Source organism: Nocardia sp. NPDC058244, assembly GCF_042882065.1.
Classification (GTDB): Bacteria; Actinomycetota; Actinomycetes; order Mycobacteriales; family Mycobacteriaceae; genus Nocardia.
Genome location: NZ_JBHVWX010000002.1, coordinates 529,540 through 548,733, shown reverse-complemented (window position 1 = coordinate 548,733; position 19,194 = coordinate 529,540). Strand labels below are relative to the sequence as shown.

Below are 19,194 nucleotides of genomic sequence, written 5' to 3'. Positions count from 1 at the left end.
ACGTGCCAGGCGCGACGGGCGAAAAAGCAGGACGACCCCGCGATCCGGGATGGATCGCGGGGTCGTCCGATTCGAGCGGGTCAGGAGACCGGAAGCGGGTGCTTCACCGTCTCGGCGCCCTGGTTGCGGAGCTGTTCGAGCTTCGAACCCTCGACGTCGATGTCGGGCAGGATGCGGTCGAGCCACTTCGGGATCCACCACGACCACTTGCCCATGATGACCAGCAGCGCGGGCACCACGACCATGCGGACGATGAAGGCGTCGATCGCGACACCGGCGGCCAGCGCGAAGCCGAACGACTTCGCGGTGACGTCGGTTTCCAGGATGAACGAGCCGAACACCGAGATCATGATGATCGCCGCCGAGGTCACGACCCGGGCGCCGTGGTGGTAGCCGGAGACCATCGCGTCCTTGGGCGACTTGCCGTGCACGAATTCCTCGCGCATGCGGGTCACCAGGAACACCTGGTAGTCCATCGCCAGACCGAACACCAGGCCGATCAGCATGATCGGCAGGAAGCTGACCAGCGGCTGCGGGTCCTCGATCAGGCCGAGCTTGCCCTGCTGGAAGATCAGCACGGTGGCGCCGAAGGTGGCCGCCATCGAGAGCAGGAAGCCGAGGGCCGCGGTGAGCGGGACCAGGATCGAGCGGAACACCAGGATCAGCAGGACGAACGCGGCACCGGCGACGATCGCCAGGTACGGCACGATCTTGCTGAGCAGCACGTGGTCGACATCGGCGTAGATGGCGGTGGTGCCGGTGATGCCGTACTCCATGCCGAACTGCGCCTTCAGGTCGGCTTCGGCGCCGCGCGCCTCGGCGACCAGATCCTTGGTGGCCTGGTTGTTCGGGCCGGACTTCGGCACGCCGTTGAGCATGGCGCCCTGCTTGTTCTCGCTCCACTGCGGCTCGGTCACGTAGTCCATGCCGTCGTAGGAGGCGAGCTTGTCGCGCAGCGCGCCGACCGCGGCCTCACGCTGGTTCTCCGGCACCGCGCTCAGGTCGGTGACGACCATCAGCACGCCGTTGCTGCCCTCGCCGAAGCCCTCCGTGCGCAGTTCGTAGGCCTTGCGGACGGTGGAGGTCTTCGGGGCCGAGTCCTCGCCGGGCAGACCCAGGTTCAGGCCCGCGGCGGGCGCGGCGAGCGCGCCGAGCACGACCACCGACAGGATCAGCGCGACCCACGGGGCCTTGCCGATCAGGCGGGCGAAGCGCTGGCCGTTGGTGACCGAGTTCTCGTCCTCGGGATCGTTCTGGGCGACCAGCGGCAGCTTCGGTTTGAACAGGGTCTTGCCGAAGGCGCCCATCAGCGCGGGCATCAGGGTGATCGCGGTGAGCACGGCGAAGCCGGCGGCGATGGCGCCACCCAGACCCATGAAGGTCAGGAACTGCACGCCGACGATGCTCAGCGCGCCGAGCGCGATGATGACGGTCAGACCGGCGAACACGACGGCCGAACCGGCGGTGCCGAGCGCGGTACCGGCGGCTTCCTCGGCCGAGTCACGCACGGCCAGTTCGTGCTTGTAGCGGGAGACGATGAACAGCGCGTAGTCGATCGACAGCGCGATACCGATCATCGAGGCGAGGAAGGTGGTGAAGCTGGGGACCTCGATCACCGAGGTACCGAGCATGATCAGCGAGGTGGCCGCGCCGAGGCCGACGATGGCGGTGACGATCGGGACGACGGCGGCGACGATGGCGCCGAAGGCGACCACCATCACGACCAGCGCGACACCCATGCCGATCAGCTCGGACTTGCCGCTCGGCTGCTCCTGCTCCATCGCGATGGAACCGCTGAGCTCGACCGTCAGGCCGGCGTTGCGGGCTTCGGCCGCGACCTCGTAGGCGGCGTCGCGTTCGACGTCGGTGACGTCGGTGACGCCCTTGATGTTGAACGGCACGGTCAGCACCGCGACGCTCTCCGGCGCCGTCGAGCTGAGCACGTTGAGCGGCGCGCCCGAGCACTGCGACGGGTCCGGGGTGGCGAGGCAGCCCATCTTGTCGGTCATCTCGATGGGGCTCATCAGCGGCTTCGCGTGATCGACGATCGGCAGCTCACCGAGCTTGGTGATGAGCGCGTCGACGGCGGCGCGGTTGGCCGGGTCGGTGAGCTTCTGGCCCTCCGGGGCGCCGATCACGTAGGTGCCGGACACGGCGTCGAACTTGAACTGCTCGGACATGCCGGGGAAGTGCTTGTCGAGGATCTCGTTCGCACGAGCCGAGGGCAGCGAGGGCATGCTGAAGTCGTTGGTCATCGGCTTGCTCAAGGCGGCGCCGACGCCACCGAGCAGCAGGAACAGCAACAACCAGACCGGTAGCACGATCCATTTACGGCGGAAAGCGAACTTTCCCCATCTGTACAGGTATACGGACACGAGGGTGCTCCTAGCGCGAAGAACTCGGGTGGGATCAGGCTCGTAGACAGCACATGCGGGTCTCCCCTGACGACCCGCCTCCACATCGTCGTTTTCTGCCTACCGTGCGGTAGGTAGACTACCGATTCAGTAAGTGGAGAGGCAACCTCAATTTCGGGGGCGCCCAGTGAGTCACGCGCAGTGATGGGAGGATTGAATACATGGCTCCCCGAGACACCGTCGACGCCGTTTCCGCAGGTGGAGGCACCAAGCAGGCTATTCGCGACGCCGCGGTGCAGCTGTTCGCCGCCAAGGGATTCGAGCAGACGAGCCTGCGCGAGGTCGCCGATATGGTGGGGATCACAAAGGCGTCGCTGTACTACCACTACGCGTCGAAGCTGGATCTGCTCCTGGCGATCATCGATCCGATCATCGACCACATGCGCGACATCGTCACCGACATCGACGCCGTGCCCTACGACGACGAGGGCATCCGCGCGGTGCTGCGCACCTATCTGCGCGGGATGATCCGGCACCGCGCCGCAGGCGCGCTGTGTGTGCGCGATACGGCGGCGATCGTCAACGCCATCGCCGATCGCTATCCCGATCTGATGGAGCCGACCAGGGAACTGCGCACCTGGCTGGCCGGTCCCGACCCGGACCAGGAGGCGATGCTGCGCGCGGCCGCCGCCATCGAGGTGCTCGGGGTCGCGCTGCTGTCGTCGGAACTGGCGCCCGGCGCGACCGACGAGATGGTCGAGAAGACCCTGCTCGACGCGGCGACCTGCGTGCTGACCGCCTGCGGGCGGTCGGCCTGAGCGGGCGGCCCGCCGCTCCCGCCGGGCCGACCGCGTAAGTTCGAGACGTGCATATCACCGCCAGGGTCGATTACGCGGTGCGAACGCTGCTGGAACTCGCCGCGACCGACGGCGTCGTCAAGGCCGAGGCGATCGCCGCCGCCGCGCAGATCCCACCGAAGGTGCTCGAGACCGTGCTGGCCGAGCTGCGCCGCGCCGACCTCGTGCTGAGCAGGCGCGGCCCCGACGGCGGCTATCGGCTCGGCAGGCCGGCGCCGGAGATCTCGGTGGCCGATGTGATCCGCGCGGTGGAATCGCCGCTGGCCTCGGTCCGCGGACAGCGCCCGGAGGACGTGCGCTACCCGGGCGCCGCCGAACCGCTGCAGCAGGTGTGGATCGCGCTGCGGGTCAACATCAGGGCCGTGCTGGAGAACGTCTCCATCGCCGATATCGCCACCGACCGACTGCCAGGTTTCATCGGTGAACTGATCGCCGACCCCGGCGCCTGGGCGCGTCGCGAGCCGCGGACCCCCGCCGGCGCGTAGTTCATCCACAGGCTGGACTTGTCCACAGGGCGGGTAAAAGTCGGCGGCGACGGTCACCCGCACGCGGTAGCCTGCGACCACCATGTTGATCACCCTGCTGCGGACCTACCTGGCCCCGTACCGCGCTCAGCTGGCCGGTGTCCTCGTGCTCCAGCTGATCTCGGTCATCGCGATGCTCTACCTGCCCAGCCTCAACGCCGACCTCATCGACAACGGCGTGACCAAGGGCGATATCGGCTACATCTGGTCCACCGGCCTGTTCATGCTCGCGGTCAGCTGCGTGCAGATCGTGGCCTCGTCGGCGTCGGTGTACCTCGGTGCCCAGGCGGCCATGGGGGCCGGCCGGGACATGCGCGGCGGCGTGCTGCACCGGGTCGAGACCTTCTCGGCCAGGGAGGTCGGCATGTTCGGCGCGCCGTCGCTGATCACCCGCTCGACCAACGACATCCAGCAGGTGCAGCTGCTCATCGTCATGTCGGTGACGATTCTGGTGATGGCGCCGATCATGTGCGTCGGCGGCATCATCATGGCGCTGCGCGAGGATCTCGGCCTGTCCTGGCTGTTGCTGATCGCGGTCCCCGCGCTCGCGCTGGCCATGGGCACGATCGTGGCCCGCATGGTGCCCGGCTTCCGGCAGATGCAGGCGCGCATCGATGAGGTGAACCGGGTGCTGCGCGAGCAGATCACCGGCATCAGGGTGGTGCGGGCGTTCGTGCGCGAGCGGCAGGAGATCTGGCGCTTCGGGATGGCCAACACCGCGCTCACCGACGCCTCGCTGCGGGTCGGCAAGCTGATGGCGCTGATGTTCCCGACGGTCATGCTGATCAGCAACGTCACCGCCGTCGCGGTGATCTGGTTCGGCGGTCACCACGTCGACAACGGGACGATGCAGATCGGCTCGCTCACCGCGATGCTGTCCTACATCATGCAGATCCTGATGGCCGTCATGATGGCCTCGTTCCTGGCGATGATGGCGCCGCGCGCCGCCGTCTCGGCCGACCGGATCGGCGGGGTGCTCGAGACCGAGTCCTCGGTCCGGCCGCCGCGGCTGCCGCAGCCCTTCGCCGCCGACCCGGCCGCGGTCGACCTGCAGTTCGCCGAGTTCGCCTTCCCCGGCGCGGAGAAGCCGGTGCTGCGCGGCATCCGGTTCCAGGTCGCCCCCGGCACGACGACCGCGATCGTCGGCGCCACCGGCTCGGGCAAGACCACCCTGATCAACCTGATCCCGCGACTGATCGACGTCACCGACGGCGCGGTCTACGTCGGCGGCACCGACGTGCGTCACCTCGATCTCGAACTCCTGCGCGGCGGCATCGGCCTGGTGCCGCAGAAGGCGTACCTGTTCTCCGGCACCGTCGCGAGCAACCTGCGCTACGGCAAGCCCGAGGCCACCGACGAGGAACTGTGGCACGCGCTCGAGGTGGCCCAGGCGGCCGACTTCGTGCGCGAGATGCCGCAGGGGCTCGATACTCCCGTCGCCCAGGGCGGCACCACGGTGTCGGGCGGGCAGCGGCAGCGCCTGTGCATCGCCCGCGCGCTGGTGCGCAGGCCGAGCGTCTACCTGTTCGACGACTCGTTCTCGGCGCTCGACGTCGCCACCGACGCCCGGCTGCGCGCCGCGCTCAAGCCCGAGACCGCCGACGCGTCGGTGCTCATCGTCGCCCAGCGGATCGCGACCATTCGCGACGCCGACCAGATCGTCGTCCTGGAGGACGGCGCGATGGCGGGCATCGGTACGCACGAGCAGCTGATGCAGCGATGTCCCGAGTACCGCGAGATCGTCGAGTCCCAGCTGAGTGTGGAGGAGGCTCGATGAGGCCCGGTGCTCCGGTACCCGGCGCGCCGGGTACGAAGGCCAAGTCGTTCGGACCGTCGCTCAAGCGGCTGCTGCGCAGGCTCGCGCCGGAACGCTTCGCCGTCGGCGTGATCGTCGCGCTGGTGATCACCTCGGTGGTGCTCAACACGCTGGGCCCCTACCTGCTCGGCAAGGCCACCAACCTGGTCTTCGACGGTTTCGTCGGCAAGCAGCTCGACCCGCGGTTCAGCAAAGAGCAGACCATCCAGATGCTGCGCGACCGCGGCGAGAACACCCGCGCCGACATGCTCTCGGCGATGAACGTCATCCCGGGCACCGGCATCGACTTCGACGCCGTCGCGCGCGTGCTGCTGATCGTGCTCACCCTGTACGTGGCGGCCTCGGTGTTCGGCTGGTTGCAGGGCTACCTGCTCAACATCGTCATCAACCGGACCGTCAAGCGCCTGCGCGACGACGTCGAGGACAAGCTGCACCGGCTGCCGCTGCGCTACTTCGACTCCGCGCCGCGCGGTGACGTGCTCAGCCGCGTCACCAACGACGTCGACAATGTCTCGCAGAGCCTGCAGCAGACGATGAGCCAGCTGCTGGTCTCGCTGTTCACCGTGGTCGGCATCCTGATCATGATGTTCTGGATCTCGCCGCTGCTGGCGCTGATCGCGCTGCTCACCGTGCCCGCGGCGATCATCGTCACCGCGCAGATCGCCAAGCGGTCCAAGCCGCACTTCGTCGACCAGTGGAAGTACACCGGTTCGGTGAACGCCTCGGTCGAGGAGGCCTACACCGGCCACGAGATCATCACCGCGTTCGGCCGCAGCCGCGAGGTCGGCAAGGAGTTCGACGAGCGCAATCAGAAGCTCTACGACGCGAGCTTCAAGGCGCAGTTCATCTCCGGCCTGATCATGCCCGCCATCATGTTCCTGGGGAACGTGAACTTCGTGTTCATCGCGCTGGTCGGCGGGCTGCGGGTGGCCACCGGCAACCTGTCGCTGGGTGACGTGCAGGCGTTCATCCAGTACTCGCGCCAGTTCAGCCAGCCGCTCACACAGATCGGCGCGATGGCCAACCTGCTCCAGTCCGGCGTCGCCTCGGCCGAGCGGATCTTCGAGATCCTCGACGCCGAGGAGCAGAGCCCGGACCCGGAGACGGAGAACCAGCGCCCGGTCGACCGCGGGCGGGTCGAGTTCGAGGCGGTCTCCTTCGGTTACGACCCCGAGGTGCCGGTCATCGAGCGGTTGTCGCTGGTCGCCGACCCGGGGCACGTCGTCGCGATCGTCGGCCCGACCGGCGCGGGCAAGACCACCCTGGTCAACCTGCTCATGCGCTTCTACGAGCTCGACGCGGGCACCATCGCGATCGACGACGTCGACATCACCACCATCACCCGCGACCATCTGCGCTCGCGGATCGGCATGGTGCTGCAGGACACCTGGCTGTTCAAGGGCACGATCCGGGAGAACATCGCCTACGGCGACCCGAACGCCTCCGAGCACGACATCCTGGCCGCGGCCCGCGCCGCCTACGTCGACCGGTTCGTGCACGCGTTGCCGCACGGCTACGACACGGTGATCGACGAGGAGGGCGGCGGTGTCAGCGCCGGCGAGAAGCAGCTGATCACCATCGCGCGCGCGTTCCTGGCCAAGCCGTCGATCCTGATCCTCGACGAGGCGACCAGCTCGGTCGACACCCGCACCGAACTGCTGGTCCAGCACGCGACCGCGGCCCTGCGCCGCGACCGCACCAGCTTCGTCATCGCGCACCGGCTCTCGACCATCCGCGACGCGGATCTGATCGTGGTGATGGAGAAGGGCCGCATCGTCGAGCACGGCTCGCACGAGCGGTTGCTCGAGGAGCGCGGCGCGTACTACCGCCTCTACAACGCGCAGTTCGCGGCGGCGGAACTGTAGGCGACCGGCGCGTCACCCGGGCGGGTGCCGCGCCGGGCCGTGCTGGCACGATGGGCTGGTGGCCGATCCCAGCGAGTTCTCCTTCACCGTAGGCACCCGTCTCGACGGCGGGCGACACGGCCGTACCGGCGTCATCGGTACCCCGCACGGCGAGATCGCCACGCCCGCCTTCATCCCGGTGGGCACCAAGGCGTCGGTGAAGGCGGTGCTGCCGGAGGCGATGAAGGATCTCGGCGCGCAGGCACTGCTCGCCAACGCCTACCACCTGTACCTGCAGCCGGGCGCCGACATCGTCGACGAGGCGGGCGGCCTCGGCACCTTCATGAACTGGCCGGGCCCCACCTTCACCGACAGCGGCGGTTTCCAGGTGATGTCGCTGGGCGTCGGGTTCAAGAAGGTGCTCGCGATGGAAGCGGTCGACATCCGTTCCGACGAGGTGATCGCCGAGGGCAAGGAGCGGCTGGCCACCGTCGACGACGACGGCGTCACCTTCCGCTCGCACCTCGACGGCTCCAAGCACCGGTTCACCCCCGAGGTGTCGATGGGCATCCAGCACCAGCTCGGCGCCGACATCATGTTCGCCTTCGACGAGCTGACCACCCTGCTGAACACCCGTGGCTACCAGGAGAAATCGCTCCAGCGCACGCACGAGTGGGCCCAGCGCTGCATCGATGAGCACGAGAAGCTCACCGGCGAGCGCGGGCACCGGCCCTATCAGGCGCTGTTCGCGGTGATCCAGGGCGCGCAGTACGAAGACCTGCGCCGCAAGGCCTGTCGCGAGCTCGAGGAGATCCGCGGGGCCGGCGGAACGGAATTCGACGGCTACGGCATCGGCGGCGCGCTGGAGAAGCACAATCTCGGCACCATCGTCGGCTGGTGCTGTGACGAGCTGCCCGAGCACAAGCCGCGGCACATGCTCGGCATCAGCGAACCCGAGGACATGTTCGTCGCCATCGAGAACGGCGCCGACACCTTCGACTGCGTGAACCCGTCGCGGGTGGCGCGCAACGCGGCGATCTACGTCGACCAGGGCCGGTTCAACATCAACACCAGCCGCTTCCGCCGCGATTTCACCCCGATCGACGAGAACTGCGACTGCTACACCTGCGCCCACTACACCCGCGCCTACCTGCATCACCTGTTCAAGGCCAAGGAGATGCTCTCGGCGACGCTCTGCACGATCCACAACGAGCGGTTCACCGTGCGGCTGGTCGACCGCATCCGCGCCAGCATCGAGGGCGGCTACTTCGACGAGTTCAAGACCGAATTCCTGGGCCAGTGGCAGGGCCGGATCAAGGCGCCGGGGGCGTAGCGGCGGACCGGAGACCGATCCGCCGCGGCCGCCTAGTCGTGCAGGGCGTCGACCTTCGCCGGAGCGTAGGTCGGTTCGGTCTTCTTGAGGATCGCGATCACGCGGTAGGTGATCGGCATGACGAGGATCTCGACCAGCGTCTTCCACAGGAAGCCGACGATCACGTAGTTGACGAACGACTGCCAGCTGTCGATGCCGATAGCGGTGGCGGCGATCGAGCAGAAGATCAGCGTGTCGGCGAACTCACCGATCACCGTGGAGCCGAGCAGCCGCGCCCACAGGTGCTTTTCCTTGGTGCGTTCCTTGATCATCACCAGGGTGGCCGAGTTGAGCAGCTGACCGACGAAGTAACCGGCCAGGCCGGCGAGCACGAGCTGCGGGGTGGTGCCGAGGACCGTGCGGAACGCTTCCTGGTTCTCGTAGAAGCCGGCGGCGGGCAGCCGGATCGCGATCGCGAAGCACGCGACGGTGAGCAGCAGCGCGCCGAAACCGGTGTAGATGGCGTGGCGGGTGGCACGGAAGCCGTACACCTCGCTGAGCACGTCACCGAGGATGTAGGCGAGGGGGAATAGGAAGAAGGCGCCGTCGGTCGCGATCGGCAGGATCTGCAGCGGGCCGAGCATCACCGATTTGTCGGCGAAGAATTCGACGCCCTTGGTGGCACAGATGTTGGAGATGATCAGCGTCGCCGTGAACACGGCGACGATTACCGGGTAGAACCCCCGCGCAACCTGGGCGAATGCCGCGTGGTCCGGCGCGGGGCGCCCAGATTCGGCAGGTTGGTCGAGAGTGTTTGCATCAGTCACGGCTCCTATCCAACCAAGGTCGCGGTGCCTCACGGGCGTCGGTTGTGGAATACGCTGTACCAATGACGAATCCCGGCGATTCCGACGAATGGTGGAAGCAGTACGGCGGCTCCGGCGTGTCGCCGGAGTCCGGCGCGCCGGGCTCGGTGCCGCAGTACCCGTCCGCGCAGCCGTCGCAGCCCCCCAGCTACCCGTCGGCGCCGCAGTACCCGCAGCAGCCCGCCCCTCCGCCATCGCAGCCGCAGTACCCCAACTATCAGCAGCCGTCGGCGCCGCAGTACCCGCAGCAGCCGCCGCCGCAGCAGCCCGGCTACGGTGCCTACCCCGCCGCGGGCGGGTACCAGCCCTACGGCGGGTTCCCGCAGCCGCAGGGCACCAACGGCCTGGCGATCGGCGCGCTGGTCTCCTCGCTGGTCGGCCTGTGCACCTGCATCGGCTCGATCGTCGGCATCGTGCTCGGGGTGATGGCGCTCAACCAGATCAAGGAGCGCGGCGGTGAAGGCCGCGGCATGGCGCTGGCCGGCATCTGGATCGGTGCGATCACGCTCGTGCTCGGCCTGCTGTACGTGGTGTTCGTCATCGTGCTCGGAGTAGCGGGCGGGTTGGATTCCTCCTCGTCGTACTGACGTCCGGCGAAACGAACAGGGGCGCTTCCGGATTCGGAAGCGCCCCTGACGTTTGTGGTCAGCCGGGAAATCAGCCCTTGACGACCTGCGTGCCGCCGGCGAACTTGTCGTGCCAGCCCTGCTTGTTCGGGTCCTGGGAGATGGTGATCATGATGTAGATCGCCAGGCCCAGGCTGATCAGGCCACCGACGCACGGGATCAGGCCGACGATCTGGAACAGGTTGCGCTTGGCCGACTGCTCCGGGGTCAGGTTCGGCGCGCCACCGGGGGCGACGACCCGCAGGCCCAGGATCTTCTTGCCGAGCGAGGTGCCCTGGGTGACTTCCATGGCGATGAAGTAGCCGTAGACCGCCAGCGAGATGATGGCGCCGCCGATGAACTGGTAGGTGCTGCCGCTGAACACCAGCGCCAGCACGATCGCGAGCGGGATGCTGACGATCAGGTTGTCGATGAGGCGCGCGCCGATCCGGACGCCCAGGTCGGCAGGCTGCACGCCGCCGTACCCCTGCTGGCCGTATCCGCCCTGCCCGCCCGGGTAGGCCTGCTGGCCGTACGGGTCCTGGCCGTAGGCCGGCTGCTGCTGGCCGTAGGGGTCCTGGCCGTAGCCGGGCTGGGGCTGCCCGTACGGCTGCTGCTGCCCGTATCCCGGCTGCTGCTGGCCGTAACCCGGCTGCTGCTGGCCGTAGGGGTCCTGGCCGTAGCCGCCGGGCTGACCGCCCTGCGGGTACTGGTTGGGGTCGTAACCACCGCTGGTCATAAATTCGTCCTCGTCGTGATCAGGAGATCGGTCGATGCGTACGTTACGGACATCCCTCTGGTCGGAACAACCCGATAGGCTCGAGTATCCACGGTTTTGCCGGTATCCGCGCCGGGTCGAAAACTTCACGGAGCTCGGTTGTTGTCCGCGCGTCGTAGCCGAGGGAATCGGCGATGGCCGCCACCACATCCTCGGGCGTGTTGCCCAGGGCGCGCTGATCCGAAAGACTCACGGCACCGTCACGTTTGGCCAGCCGCTTGCCCTCGGCGTTGAGCACCAGCGGGACATGCGCGTATTGCGGCGCGGCCACCCCGAGCAGCTCCGCGAGGTAGGCCTGGCGCGGGGTGGACGGCAGCAGGTCGTCGCCGCGGACCACCTGGTCGACGCCCTGCTCCGCGTCGTCGACGACGACGGTGAGGTTGTAGGCGGGGATACCGTCGCCGCGGCGCAGCACCAGATCGTCGACGGCGCCACGGTATTCGCCGTGCAGTAGATCGGTGATCGGGTAGTCGTCGACATCGGCGCGCAATCGCAGTGCGGCAGGCCGTCCTTCGGCGCGCTTGGCCGCGCGCTCGGCGTCGCTCAGGTGCCGGCAGGTCCCCGGGTAGGCGCCCATCGGTCCGTGCGGCGCGGTCGCGGCCTGCTGGATCTCACGGCGGGTGCAGAAACATTCATAGGTGCGCCCGGCCGCGGCGAGCGTGGCGATGGCGCGGTCGTAGCGCGCGAGCCGCTCGGATTGGCGCACCACGGGGCCGTCCCAATCGATGCCGATGGCGGCGAGGTCGTCGAGCTGGCGTTCGGCGGCGCCGGGGCGGACCCGGTCGAGATCGTCGATCCGGAGCAGGAAGTCGCGTCCGGTCGTGCGGGCGAACAGCCAGGCCAGGATCGCGGTGCGCAGATTGCCCAGGTGCAGTTCACCCGAGGGGCTTGGGGCGTACCGGCCCGCGCCGGTGGAAGGGCTGGTTGGCACCGGACCATCCTAGGTGGCGGGCGGGTGGCACAGCCGCGGTCGCAGCTGCTCCTCGGCGATGGGGCCGCCCGCGTCCAGGGCGGCGAGCAGCAGGGTCGCGTGGGCGATCAGCCCGATCCGGTCGACATCGTGCTGCTGCGCATTCGCCGGGTAGGCCCCGAGCCGCTCGCCGGCGCGGCGCAGCAGAGTACCCGCGCCCTTGGCGTTCCCACGCTGGATGTGGGTGATGCCGACGGCGTATTGCGCCAGCCCCTGCCAGAGCATCCGCTCGGCTACCGGTCCGTTCTTCCACGCCGCCTCCAATACCTCGTGGGCATTGAATGCCAAACCGTCGTCCAGCAGTTGCTGAGCGAAGGCGAGAGTTTGCTGGGGTGCCAGCTCGAGGTCGTCCGGAATTCGGGCGACTCCGGCACTGCCGGGTGGCAGCGGCCTGCCGAGTCGGTCCCTGGGGCGGTCGTTGCGGGCACGACCTGCGGCGTCGCGGTCACGGGAGATCATTCCCCCATGATCCACGGGCGCCGTCGGTGGTGCTCGCGGGGCGGCTGAGACAGTCGAGAAATTGACGTATCACGGACTAATCACACGGATGTAAAAGTTGATGTGTCAGCCGGTTCGGGAATGGGTACCGGGGTCCGGCAATGCTCCCGCAAACGTGAAGCTTCGCAAGCTTGGCAAACCCATATGAGAAAGCAAATTCTCATCCGCAAACTTGCGGAAGACCTGCTAGTGTTTCTTCCGCGGGGGCAGCCCCCGGAGGCGGAAACGCCTCGATGCGCTGGTTCGTGCCGGTCGGTTGCGCGCACCCTGTGGCAGTGCTCTGTGTGCCACGAAGTAACTCGTCGATCGCACCGGATATCGGAATGTTGCAACGATTCCTGGAGTAATCCCGTTCTCGATCATGCAAAGGAGTAAGTGCCGTGGAAGTTGATGTGACGGACGCTGTGTGGCGGAAGAGCACCTACAGCGGACCCGATGGGAACTGCGTGGAAGTGGCCTTTCTCGCCGGCGGCGATGTCGCGGTCCGCGACACCAAGGATCGCGGTCGCGGTCCCGTGCTGGCCTTCGGACCGGGAGAGTGGCGCGCGTTCTTAGCCGACGTCACCGCGGGAGAGTTCGCGCGCGGCTGAGCCGCGCCATGCGCCTCGAGAAGGCAGCACGGGCCCCGGGTCGGTAGGACTCGGGGCCTTCTCAGTGGTGTGGCCTATCGTGGCCGGATGACCACGATGGCCGCGCGTGACGCGACGATGTTCTGGCTGTCGCGCCGCGGCGCCAATGATGTGTTCCTGCTCTACTGTTTCGCCGAAAACGACAGCAGCGCAGACGAACTCCGCGCTTTCATCGCCGACCGTTCGGCGCGCATTCCGGATCTGCGGATCCGGATTCGGGAGATTCCGGGCAACCTCGACTATCCGCGGTGGGAGCCCGCCGAATTCACGTCCCAGCAATTCGTGTACCACCGTCCCGATGGGCTCCGGTGGCCCGCGCTGCTCGACCGCGTCGGCGAACTGCTGGGTACCGGCGTAGACGGCACCGAAAGTCCTTGGCGCATCCACGTTTTCCGCGCTGTCCTGGATGCGCCCGCGGCGTCGGGGCCCGTGCTCGTCGTCGTGCTACAGGTGTCGCACGCCCTGGCCGACGGCACCGGGGCGGCCGCTCTCGCGCGCGCATTGTTCGCTCCGTCGCCGGTGCGCGAAGTTATCCCCAGCTCTCCCGGTGTGCCTGTGGACAACTCGGAAGATCCCCCGGTCGAGCCTGTGAAAACTCCTACCCGGCCTGTGGATTACTGGGGACAAATCTGTGCATGGACCACTCGGGCCGCCGGTCCGAGAGTGACTGGGGTGCTGCGGTTTCCCCGGCAGCTGGTGACCACCGCTCGCCGGGGACGCGCGGCGCAACTGGCCCAGCGCGAGCTCGCCGACCGCACCGCCGCGGGTGCGGTACCGGCGCCCACCACCGGTTTCGCGCCGAACCCACTGAATCCGAGTGCCCCCGTCGGGGTGTTCGACCACCGGGTTCGCCTGCTCGTCGTCGACGCGGCGCGGATCCGGGTCCCCGGCCGTACCGTGACAGTCGTTGCCCTGACGGCGGTTTCCCGCGCGCTCGCCGCCTACCTCGCCGAGCGCGGCGAGCACCCCGACCGCCTCGGCACCGCCCTGCCGATGGCGCTGCCCGGCCCCGGCGCGGCCCGCAACCACTACCGCGGCCTGTCGATCGACCTGCACATCGACGAACCCGATCTGGCCGTCCGCGCCGGGCTGATCGCCGACGACCTCGCGACCCGCCGGGAGCGCGCGCTGAATCCACTACTCGCCGTCCAGGATCGGGTCGGCGCGACCGTCCCGGCCGTCTTCGCCGCCCGCGATGTCGCCAGGGCCGATCTGGACAGCGTGCCAGCCGCCCTGGACGGAAACACCGTGGTCTCCAGCGTCTACCGCGGCGACGCCGACCTCACCTTCGCCGGCGCTCCCGTCCTGTTCACCGGTGGGTTCCCCGCTCTCGGCGCCGTCATGCACCTGACCCACGGCGTGCACGGCATCGGCGAAACCATCGCGCTGTCGGTGCATTCGGATGTGCGCGTGCTGCCCGATCCGGACCGGTATCTCGCCCTGCTCGCCGAATCGCTGGACGCGGTGGTCGCGGCGCATCGCGCGAACGAGCGCGGCTAGTCGCGCCCGCGGTCCAGCTCGACGCCGATGGCGCGCAGGGCCGAGTGCAGTGCGGTGGCGGCGTCGGTGCCCGCGGCCTCGCCTTCGATCAGGCCGTCGATGCGGAAGGGGCAGAAGAAGCCGGTTCCGTTGTCGCCCCGGTGTGGTCGATCGATCTCGATGAGCGGGCGGGTGGTGCCGCGACCGGCCGCGATGGCGCGGGCCAGCGCGGTGTCGGCGGCGCGCGGGTCGCGGCGCCTGGTGCCGGGGAGCGCGGGTGCCGCTTGGGCGTGCACTCGCTCGTACCAGTCGATCACCTCGGATGACGCTGCGCGCGTGCCGGTTTCGTAGTGGCCGAGGGCCGCCCGGCTGTACGGGACGCGGGTGGCCAGCGCGGTCAGGGATAGTCCGGCTTCCTCGCGGAGCTGTCGCAAACGTGCCCCGACGACGGTGATCTCGTCGTTCCCCTGCTCGCCCCGACTGGACATGGACACACCGTAGCGAACTGTAGACGTTTGTAGACGCTTTTTGCTGTCCAAAAGGTCTTGACGACGACCATACTTTGCTGCGGTGGCTTCGACACCACCATACCGCGCCACCCGCGTAGTACCGACTGGTTCGGAGGGGACAGATGGACATCTACCTGTGGATTGCTGTGGGCCTGTTCGTGTTCGGAGCGCTGACCCGCTACCTGCTACTGCTGCCACCCGTGGAGCCGGGGCGGCCGACCGTCGGCGACATCCTGCGCCGGCTTCAGGCCGAGCGTGAACTCCCCGGCCACGACTCGACCGTGCCGTCGGTGCGGACCAGTTCCGACAGGAGCTTCTCGGCGTCGGACTTCTCCCTGGCCAGCGCGCTCCAGCCGCGGACGACACCGTCGGGGCCGGATTTCGTCGTCCACGAGCCGACCGCATGAGCACCCTGGGGGTGCAGCGAGTAGTAGATGGTGCCGATCGGCCGCGCGACATCCATGCCACGGACCCAGCCGGTGAGCGCGTCACCGTCCCACACCCGCATCTCGCCGCGCATCTGCGCGGCCGGGTCGTCCTGCGCGGCAGCGGGTTCGGCGGCCGAGTCGATGAGCAGGTGGTCGCCCTCGTGCCGGATCGTCACCGGCGTTACCTCGACCTCGTCGCCGTGGTGCGCCGCTTTCTGCCAGGCTGCCCACCAGCGGCCCGCCAGATCGATCCGGTTGTCGACGATGCCCGCCAGCTCGGCGAGCGAGATCTGCAGCGCGTCGGCCAGCCGGATCGCCACCGGCAGCGTCGGCGACTGTTCCTCCGATTCGTACCGGGTGATCTGTCGCGAGCTCACCCCGATCGCGGTCGCGAGCGCGGGCTGCGAGAGCCCGAGCAACCGCCGCCGCTCCTGGATCACCTTCCCCGTCCCGGTGTTCATACAGTCATCGCCTCCATCGCCGGCCCCTACCGTCACACCCTGCTGGACACATCCGCACCAGACCCGCCCACATCGCGGGCCGCCACCCGTGGTCGCGAAGACCGCTGGCGCGCCGCGCATGCCGACTGCGTGGCCGATTCTCCCATCTTCTCGCTTCAGCAGGCTCGTTTCGTGCTGACTCAGCACGACGGCTGCGGTCCGCGCTGCCTCCAGCACCTGGCGGCCACGGCCTACAGCACCGGGCTGATCGAGGACATCTGAGATCGGCCGCGTGCGGCAGACGACACGTTGACGAACTCGTTGCGAGACGGCGAACCGGCCTCGAACGCCGTTACGGTCGAGAGTATGAGTGCGGACCCGGCAATGGAAGGCGACGGCGACACGATCACCGCCCGTCCAGGGCCGCGCTCGCGATGGTGGCGACTGCGCCGCCCGTTCGTGCTGCCCTCGCAGCGCGCCACGGCCGACAACATCACCATCGCCCCCACCCCGCTGCAACCGATCGACCTCACCGACGACGCCGAGGTGTCGCAGGTGCTCGACCTCGCCGTGCGGGTGGGGGAGGTGGTGCTCGCCGCCGGTACCGGTGTCATCGACACCTCGGCGCAGGTCCGCTTCATCGCCTCGACCTACGGCCTGGACAAATGCGATATCGACGTCACCTTCGACGCCATCCGCATCTGGGCCGATCGCGGCCCGCGCCTGCCCCCGGCCAGCGATATGCGGGTGGTGAAGTACCGCTCGCTCGACTTCACCCGGCTGGCCGCGGTCGACCGGCTGACCCGGCGGATCCGCAGCCAGGTCGTCCCGGTCGACCAGGCGCACGCCGCGCTGGACGAGATCGTCTCCGGGGCGCACCCGTATCCGCGCTGGGTCTCGACGATGGGCTGGTCCCTGCTGGCGGCGGCCATCGCGGTGCTGCTCGGCGGCGGCGCGCTGCTCGCCGTCATCAGTTTCGCGACCACGGCGCTGATCGACGTGGTCAACCGGGCGCTGCACCAGCTCGGCCTGCCGATCTTCTTCCAGCATCTGGTCGGAGGTGTCATCGCCGCCGCGCCCGCCATCGCGCTCGCCGCGATCAGTGATCACTGGCGGGCCGACGCCGCGCTGATCGTCGCCGCGGGCATCACGGTGCTGCTGTCCGGGCAGCAGCTGGTCGGTTCGGTGCAGGACGCCATCACCGGCGCGCCGATCACGGCGGCCGCGCGCATGCTCGAAGTGGTGATGATGACCGGCGGCATCGTCGCGGGTATCGGCCTGGCCCTGCGGGTTTCGACCATGCTCGGGATCGCGGTGCCGGAGATCGCGGACAGCGCGGGCCGCGACACCGAGTTCCTGGCGATCAAACTGAGCGCGGGCGCGGTGGCCGCGATCGCCTTCGCGATGGCCTGTTACGCCGAACGCCGGGCCCTGTTCGCGGCCGGGCTGAGCGGCGCGGCGGGCACCGTGGCCTACCTCGTCGCCCAGGACATCGGGTTCGGTCCGGTGGTCGCCTCCGGGATGGCGGCCACGCTGATCGGTCTGGCCGGTGGTCTGATGGCCCGCCGCGCGCTCACGCCGCCGCTGGTCGTCGCGGTCGCGGGCATCACGCCGCTGCTGCCGGGCCTGAAGGTGTATCGCGGCCTGTACGCGCTGCTCGAGGACGAGACGCTGCTCGGGTTCGGGCAGATCCTCGGCGCGTTCGGTGTGGGGTGCGCGCTGGCCGCGGGCGTCATCCTGGGCGAATGGTTCGACCGCCTGCTGAGCCGCCGTGGCGCGCCGCGCGACTTCGACCCGACCTACACCAGCGATCGATGAATCAGGTCTGGACGAGGGTGCGCGGCCCATCGGCCGCCGTCTCGGCGGGCGCTGGGTCCTGGACGCGTGGTTTGCCCGCGGCCCAGCGCATCTGACTGCGCGCCGCGGGTGCCTCGGTCGAGGCGGGGATGACGAGCAGCGCGAGGTCGGCGCCGTTGCTGCCCACCAGATGCATGATGCGCGAGGCCTGCTCGGCCGACGCCTCGGATTCGGTGGCATGCCAATCGAATCCGAGCCTGGCCAGCTTGCCGATCCGCGGCGAGACCGCCTGCACCAGCTGGTGCAGTTCGGTCATCGGCTGGTCGGTGCGCGGCCACCAGGCGCCGTCGATCGGGCCCGTGATGGCATGTCGCTCACGCAGCATCAGCCGGATCGGCCCGGACGCGTCGCGGCCGATGCTCGTGTCAGGTGATGTAGTCACTACGAATTTTCTTCCTGAAGTCTGGGGCGCCGTCGAAGAACAATCGACCGGCGCACGCCGTCCGTTTACGGACGGGCACTGGGGATGGGTACCCACTCCGCTGTGTCGGCACGCACACATCTGGGACGGCGGCGACACCGGCGGGTGGGTTGGTGGGGGTTTCCCGCACCATCGGGGCTCACTCTACGGAAGCCCACCGACAGATCCACCGATTAAACGAACAGGGCCCCGACCGGCGAACCGATCAGGGCCCTGCTGTGGCGGAGGATAGGGGATTTGAACCCCTGAGGGCGTTAACCCAACCCGCGTTCCAGGCGAGCGCCATAGGCCACTAGGCGAATCCTCCGTGGAGCAGCATAGCGGTCCCGGTGCCCCGGTGTAAAAACGGGTCGGGTCGGTCAGGGCGGATCGGGAGACTATACGGCTCCGTACACTGGTTGCTCCGGCCGCTCATCCGGCGGTCCGGCCGAGGCGATATGAGGTGGAACACGTCGTGGGTACCGCGCGAACTCCCCGGGAGCGCTGGGTCGAGGAAGGGCTGGCCGTGCTGGCCGCCGCCGGCGTCGACGCGGTCCGGGTCGAGGCGCTGGCCAAGCGCATCGGCGTCACCAAGGGCGGGTTCTACGGCTACTTCGCCGACCGGGACGCCCTGCTCGTGGCGATGCTGGAGCAGTGGGAGCGCGAGGCGGTCGACCAGGTGCTCGAACAGGTCGAGCGGGCGGGCGACCCGAAGGCCAAAGCCCGCCTGGCGGGTGTACTCACTTTCTCCAGCGACCGGCTACTGCCCATCGACCTCGCGATCCGCGACTGGGCCCGCCGCGACGACGACGTCGCCGCGCGTCTGCGCCGGGTCGACAATCGCCGAATGGACCTGCTGCGCGAGACGATCGGCGCCTTCTGCGCCGACCCCGACGAGGTCGAGGCCCGCAGCCTGCTCGCCTTCTGCGCGGTGATCGGCGGGCACTTCCTGGCCGCCGACCACCAGGGCCGCACCCGCACCCAGGTGCTGGCCCGCGCCGCCGACCTGCTGTTCGAGCCGCGCTGAG

The 19,194-nt window shown here is 68.7% G+C and carries 18 protein-coding genes and 1 tRNA gene; 10 read left to right on the top strand and 9 right to left on the bottom strand.

The features are described from left to right. Positions 1 to 80: 80 nt before the first annotated feature. Complete coding sequence (locus ACFVW6_RS08760; protein ID WP_378824847.1) at positions 81 to 2,375, bottom strand: MMPL family transporter; 2,295 nt, start codon at positions 2,373 to 2,375, stop codon at positions 81 to 83. Positions 2,376 to 2,575: 200 nt separating this feature from the next. On the opposite strand from ACFVW6_RS08760, the gene ACFVW6_RS08755 reads away from it, so the two are divergent. The 5 genes from ACFVW6_RS08755 to tgt all read left to right on the top strand — a co-directional run bounded on the left by ACFVW6_RS08755 (position 2,576) and on the right by tgt (position 8,728). After that, the gene (locus ACFVW6_RS08755) at positions 2,576 to 3,172 is read left to right on the top strand and encodes a TetR/AcrR family transcriptional regulator (RefSeq protein WP_378824850.1); all 597 of its coding nucleotides are present in this window, start codon (positions 2,576 to 2,578) and stop codon (positions 3,170 to 3,172) included. A 47-nt stretch (positions 3,173 to 3,219) separates the two neighbouring features. Beyond that, positions 3,220 to 3,696 (top strand): Rrf2 family transcriptional regulator, encoded by a 477-nt coding sequence (locus ACFVW6_RS08750; RefSeq protein ID WP_355284008.1) that lies wholly within the window; start codon positions 3,220 to 3,222, stop codon positions 3,694 to 3,696. 82 nt (positions 3,697 to 3,778) lie between these two features. Beyond that, complete coding sequence (locus ACFVW6_RS08745) at positions 3,779 to 5,512, top strand: ABC transporter ATP-binding protein (RefSeq protein WP_378824853.1); 1,734 nt, start codon at positions 3,779 to 3,781, stop codon at positions 5,510 to 5,512. Then, the gene (locus ACFVW6_RS08740; RefSeq protein WP_378824855.1) at positions 5,509 to 7,416 is read left to right on the top strand and encodes an ABC transporter ATP-binding protein; all 1,908 of its coding nucleotides are present in this window, start codon (positions 5,509 to 5,511) and stop codon (positions 7,414 to 7,416) included. The genes ACFVW6_RS08745 and ACFVW6_RS08740 overlap by 4 nt, the downstream gene beginning before the upstream one ends. Positions 7,417 to 7,474: 58 nt before the next feature. Further along, complete coding sequence (gene tgt, locus ACFVW6_RS08735) at positions 7,475 to 8,728, top strand: tRNA guanosine(34) transglycosylase Tgt (protein ID WP_378824857.1); 1,254 nt, start codon at positions 7,475 to 7,477, stop codon at positions 8,726 to 8,728. A gap of 32 nt (positions 8,729 to 8,760) precedes the next feature. Here tgt and ACFVW6_RS08730 read toward each other — a convergent pair whose 3' ends face one another. After that, positions 8,761 to 9,543: a queuosine precursor transporter gene (locus ACFVW6_RS08730; protein ID WP_378825690.1), complete on the bottom strand. Its 783-nt coding sequence runs from the start codon at positions 9,541 to 9,543 to the stop codon at positions 8,761 to 8,763. Between the two features lie 53 nt (positions 9,544 to 9,596). Here ACFVW6_RS08730 and ACFVW6_RS08725 point away from each other — a divergent pair, with 53 nt between their 5' ends. After that, positions 9,597 to 10,160 (top strand): DUF4190 domain-containing protein, encoded by a 564-nt coding sequence (locus tag ACFVW6_RS08725; protein ID WP_355283997.1) that lies wholly within the window; start codon positions 9,597 to 9,599, stop codon positions 10,158 to 10,160. Positions 10,161 to 10,230: 70 nt separating this feature from the next. Here the strand turns inward: ACFVW6_RS08725 and ACFVW6_RS08720 are convergent, their stop codons facing one another. The 3 genes from ACFVW6_RS08720 to ACFVW6_RS08710 are packed head-to-tail and all read right to left on the bottom strand — an operon-like array spanning position 10,231 to position 12,385. After that, positions 10,231 to 10,917: an RDD family protein gene (locus tag ACFVW6_RS08720; RefSeq protein ID WP_355283994.1), complete on the bottom strand. Its 687-nt coding sequence runs from the start codon at positions 10,915 to 10,917 to the stop codon at positions 10,231 to 10,233. 43 nt (positions 10,918 to 10,960) lie between these two features. Further along, on the bottom strand, positions 10,961 to 11,887 hold the full coding sequence (gene gluQRS, locus ACFVW6_RS08715) for a tRNA glutamyl-Q(34) synthetase GluQRS (RefSeq protein ID WP_378824860.1): 927 nt from the start codon (positions 11,885 to 11,887) through the stop codon (positions 10,961 to 10,963). 9 nt (positions 11,888 to 11,896) lie between these two features. Then, positions 11,897 to 12,385 (bottom strand): DUF309 domain-containing protein, encoded by a 489-nt coding sequence (locus ACFVW6_RS08710; RefSeq protein ID WP_378824862.1) that lies wholly within the window; start codon positions 12,383 to 12,385, stop codon positions 11,897 to 11,899. A gap of 431 nt (positions 12,386 to 12,816) precedes the next feature. Here ACFVW6_RS08710 and ACFVW6_RS08705 point away from each other — a divergent pair, with 431 nt between their 5' ends. Together ACFVW6_RS08705 and ACFVW6_RS08700 are read left to right on the top strand one after the other, a co-directional pair. Further along, entirely contained in the window at positions 12,817 to 13,014 is a 198-nt protein-coding gene (locus tag ACFVW6_RS08705; protein ID WP_308248653.1) for a DUF397 domain-containing protein, read from the top strand. A gap of 87 nt (positions 13,015 to 13,101) precedes the next feature. Continuing rightward, complete coding sequence (locus tag ACFVW6_RS08700; RefSeq protein WP_378824865.1) at positions 13,102 to 14,553, top strand: wax ester/triacylglycerol synthase domain-containing protein; 1,452 nt, start codon at positions 13,102 to 13,104, stop codon at positions 14,551 to 14,553. On the opposite strand, the gene ACFVW6_RS08695 is transcribed toward ACFVW6_RS08700, so the two are convergent. Both ACFVW6_RS08695 and ACFVW6_RS08690 read right to left on the bottom strand, forming a co-directional pair. Further along, entirely contained in the window at positions 14,550 to 15,020 is a 471-nt protein-coding gene (locus ACFVW6_RS08695) for a helix-turn-helix domain-containing protein (protein WP_378824867.1), read from the bottom strand. The two genes, ACFVW6_RS08700 and ACFVW6_RS08695, sit on opposite strands and share 4 nt — an antisense overlap. Before the next feature lie 265 nt (positions 15,021 to 15,285). Then, complete coding sequence (locus ACFVW6_RS08690) at positions 15,286 to 15,930, bottom strand: helix-turn-helix transcriptional regulator (protein ID WP_355283981.1); 645 nt, start codon at positions 15,928 to 15,930, stop codon at positions 15,286 to 15,288. A 345-nt stretch (positions 15,931 to 16,275) separates the two neighbouring features. Here ACFVW6_RS08690 and ACFVW6_RS08685 point away from each other — a divergent pair, with 345 nt between their 5' ends. Continuing rightward, complete coding sequence (locus tag ACFVW6_RS08685) at positions 16,276 to 17,727, top strand: threonine/serine exporter ThrE family protein (RefSeq protein ID WP_378824870.1); 1,452 nt, start codon at positions 16,276 to 16,278, stop codon at positions 17,725 to 17,727. Position 17,728: 1 nt separating this feature from the next. Here ACFVW6_RS08685 and ACFVW6_RS08680 read toward each other — a convergent pair whose 3' ends face one another. Together ACFVW6_RS08680 and ACFVW6_RS08675 are read right to left on the bottom strand one after the other, a co-directional pair. Next, complete coding sequence (locus ACFVW6_RS08680) at positions 17,729 to 18,148, bottom strand: DUF5994 family protein (RefSeq protein ID WP_355283976.1); 420 nt, start codon at positions 18,146 to 18,148, stop codon at positions 17,729 to 17,731. A 258-nt stretch (positions 18,149 to 18,406) separates the two neighbouring features. Then, positions 18,407 to 18,494: transfer RNA gene (locus tag ACFVW6_RS08675), tRNA-Ser, on the bottom strand. A gap of 147 nt (positions 18,495 to 18,641) precedes the next feature. Between ACFVW6_RS08675 and ACFVW6_RS08670 the strand changes: the two genes are divergently transcribed. Further along, positions 18,642 to 19,193: a TetR/AcrR family transcriptional regulator gene (locus tag ACFVW6_RS08670; protein WP_378824873.1), complete on the top strand. Its 552-nt coding sequence runs from the start codon at positions 18,642 to 18,644 to the stop codon at positions 19,191 to 19,193. Position 19,194 lies beyond the last annotated feature (1 nt).

Excerpts from the sequence above, each read along its gene's own strand:
- ACFVW6_RS08755 (WP_378824850.1), top strand. The coding sequence starts at position 2,576 with ATGGCTCCCCGAGACACCGTCGACGCCGTTTCCGCAGGTGGAGGCACC.
- ACFVW6_RS08745 (WP_378824853.1), top strand. The coding sequence starts at position 3,779 with ATGTTGATCACCCTGCTGCGGACCTACCTGGCCCCGTACCGCGCTCAG.
- ACFVW6_RS08740 (WP_378824855.1), top strand. The coding sequence starts at position 5,509 with ATGAGGCCCGGTGCTCCGGTACCCGGCGCGCCGGGTACGAAGGCCAAG.
- ACFVW6_RS08725 (WP_355283997.1), top strand. The coding sequence starts at position 9,597 with ATGACGAATCCCGGCGATTCCGACGAATGGTGGAAGCAGTACGGCGGC.
- ACFVW6_RS08720 (WP_355283994.1), bottom strand. The coding sequence starts at position 10,917 with ATGACCAGCGGTGGTTACGACCCCAACCAGTACCCGCAGGGCGGTCAG.
- ACFVW6_RS08710 (WP_378824862.1), bottom strand. The coding sequence starts at position 12,385 with ATGATCTCCCGTGACCGCGACGCCGCAGGTCGTGCCCGCAACGACCGC.
- ACFVW6_RS08700 (WP_378824865.1), top strand. The coding sequence starts at position 13,102 with ATGACCACGATGGCCGCGCGTGACGCGACGATGTTCTGGCTGTCGCGC.
- ACFVW6_RS08695 (WP_378824867.1), bottom strand. The coding sequence starts at position 15,020 with ATGTCCAGTCGGGGCGAGCAGGGGAACGACGAGATCACCGTCGTCGGG.
- ACFVW6_RS08690 (WP_355283981.1), bottom strand. The coding sequence starts at position 15,930 with ATGAACACCGGGACGGGGAAGGTGATCCAGGAGCGGCGGCGGTTGCTC.
- ACFVW6_RS08685 (WP_378824870.1), top strand. The coding sequence starts at position 16,276 with ATGAGTGCGGACCCGGCAATGGAAGGCGACGGCGACACGATCACCGCC.